General features: G+C 63.0%; 4 protein-coding genes. 1 reads left to right on the top strand and 3 read right to left on the bottom strand.

From position 1 onward, the window contains the following. Positions 1-145, top strand: a 145-nt coding sequence (locus GY769_12460; protein ID MCP4202733.1) for a hypothetical protein, incomplete at its 5' end; no start/stop codon positions are given. 342 nt (positions 146-487) lie between these two features. Here GY769_12460 and GY769_12455 read toward each other — a convergent pair. Genes GY769_12455 through GY769_12445 form a run of 3 tightly spaced genes read right to left on the bottom strand, consistent with a single transcriptional unit; the run spans position 488 to position 1,717 of the window. Continuing rightward, positions 488-847, bottom strand: coding sequence for a hypothetical protein (locus GY769_12455; protein ID MCP4202732.1), 360 nt, complete (start codon positions 845-847; stop codon positions 488-490). Further along, positions 844-1,569: an ATP-binding protein gene (locus GY769_12450; protein ID MCP4202731.1), complete on the bottom strand. Its 726-nt coding sequence runs from the start codon at positions 1,567-1,569 to the stop codon at positions 844-846. Before GY769_12450 ends, GY769_12455 begins: the two co-directional genes overlap by 4 nt. Next, on the bottom strand, positions 1,562-1,717 hold the full coding sequence (locus tag GY769_12445; protein ID MCP4202730.1) for a hypothetical protein: 156 nt from the start codon (positions 1,715-1,717) through the stop codon (positions 1,562-1,564). The genes GY769_12450 and GY769_12445 overlap by 8 nt, the downstream gene beginning before the upstream one ends. Positions 1,718-1,937 lie beyond the last annotated feature (220 nt).

Here is a 1,937-nt window from a genome sequence, read left to right as displayed (position 1 = left end):
GGAGCAGCAGCGGCGCTTCGCCGGCCGCATCGAGGACGGCCGCAAGCACTGGAAGCTCTCGCCGATGGACGTCCAGTCCCGCCGCCGGTGGTACGACTACTCCCACGCCCGCGACGCCATGCTCTTCAACGCTAGGCAGGAATGACCCGGTTGCGCTCAGCAATAGTGGTCCCCACTCGGAATAGGTTTTGAGAATGAGAACGAGTAAGAGTCGTCGAAAATCTCTGGATCAGGTCGCTCTCAGAGCTCAGGAAGGCGTGCGTCTCCATCGGTGATCCGCCGGCACGGTGACCAGGAGCTGTTCAAGCGTGTGCCGCCCGCCATGCCGCCGCCATCGCCGATAACCAGCGCGTTGGCATCCTCGGCGCGGGTCGGCGTCGCTTCGGAGCAGGATGATCGGCCGGAAACCGGCCGATCATGTACGTGTGTGTTGGGGCGGCACCCCCGTCTTTCGAGGGCGCCGCAGGTGGGCATGATGGAGGCGGGCTCAGAGCCTGCCTTGCATCTTCAGCCAGAGATAGCTGATCTCGCCGGGATCGACCGGCTTGTCGAGGATCTCGCGGATGATGGGCAGGAAGTAACGCAAGGAGCCGATGGGGGCAAGAGGGTGGCGTTGCGGATCGCGTGAGGTTCTTCGCGCTGTGGCGAGGACGAAGGCGCCCTCGACCGCGGTGAACGGGACCATCTTCTGGTAGAGGCGTACAGCGAGATCGTGATCGGCACGGCGTACTTGCCCGCAAGCCGTGGGCGTGGTGCGATATTCCTCGAGGGTCTGACGTACGTACTGCTGGCGATCCATGGTGGGGTCGAAGACCCACCATTCGTTGACATCGGCAGGTAGTCTCATCCTTGAGGCTCCCGCAATGACGGCCCGTCAATTTTCAGTGTGTGGCAGTGATGGCGCAGCCGAGACAGCAGTGCCTCGACCATGGGCTGCCGGCCAAGGAAGTGATGCCACTCGTCGTAGTCGAGGTTGGTGGTGATGAGGGTGGCACGTCGGTTGTACCGCTCCTCCATGAGCTTGAAGAAGATGTTGCTCTGCTCGGGCTTGAGGTTGAGATATCCCATCTCATCGATGACCAGCAGATCGAGTCGTGCGAGGCGGTTGATGAGCTTGCGAGAGGAGTGGTCGGCCAGCGACGCGTACATGTCGTCGAAGAGATCCTGGGCGCGGAGGAATTGACCGCGGTAGCCGTTCTGGAGGGCTTTCAAGAGCAGGCCCGAAGCGAGTCCGGTCTTGCCGACGCCGGTGGGACCGATGAAGACGATGTTCTCGGCCTTGGCAATGAAATCGAGCTCGGCGAGGGTGCGGATCACGCGGCGGTTGACGCCGGGCTGTTTCTTGTAGGGAAAGCTCTCCAGGGTCCAGAGCTCGGGCAGACAGGCGCGCTTGATGCGCCACGCGAGAGCCTGCTCCTGTTTGGCATGCCACTGGGGTCGCATCAGGCGCAGGAGGAATTCGTGGTAGGTGATCTGCTGCTTCTCGGCGCGCCGGATCTCCTCGTCGCCGATCTCGCGGATCTTCTTCAGATGGAGGCTTTTGAGGAGTTGTTCGAGCTCTTCAGTCATCATCGTCTCCGTCGGGGTCGAGTTGGAAATAGTCCTCGGCGATGAGGCGCAGGAGCAGACTCTCGACGCGGTCGAGGTCGTAGAGTCCGTAGTGGTGTGCCCGGCGCACGGCGCCGCGCAGGGGTTCTCTGGGGTACTCGCGGACCATGCGCCGTAATTGCCGCAGGGCGCGAGGAGAAGCTCCTGCTCGAGATCGCTCCTGAGCTGGGGCCCTACATCGAGGACCTCAAACGCAAAGCGACGAAGCAGACCACGCTTGCCCTGCGGCAATTACGCCGCATGGTCCGCGAGTACCCCACACGACCCCTGCGCCGCGCCGTGCGCCGGGCACACCACTACGGACTCTACGACCTCGACCGCGTCGAGAG

The sequence above is a fragment of the bacterium genome (genome assembly GCA_024224155.1).
In the GTDB taxonomy this organism is placed as follows: Bacteria; Acidobacteriota; Thermoanaerobaculia; order Multivoradales; family JAHEKO01; genus CALZIK01.
The sequence above is the reverse complement of the archived record's forward strand: the minus strand, read 5'-3'. Positions and strand labels throughout refer to the sequence as shown.

Bases quoted from the DNA above. Each gene is read 5' to 3' on its own strand.
- GY769_12455 (MCP4202732.1), bottom strand. From the start codon at position 847: ATGAGACTACCTGCCGATGTCAACGAATGGTGGGTCTTCGACCCCACC.
- GY769_12450 (MCP4202731.1), bottom strand. From the start codon at position 1,569: ATGACTGAAGAGCTCGAACAACTCCTCAAAAGCCTCCATCTGAAGAAG.
- GY769_12445 (MCP4202730.1), bottom strand. From the start codon at position 1,717: ATGGTCCGCGAGTACCCCAGAGAACCCCTGCGCGGCGCCGTGCGCCGG.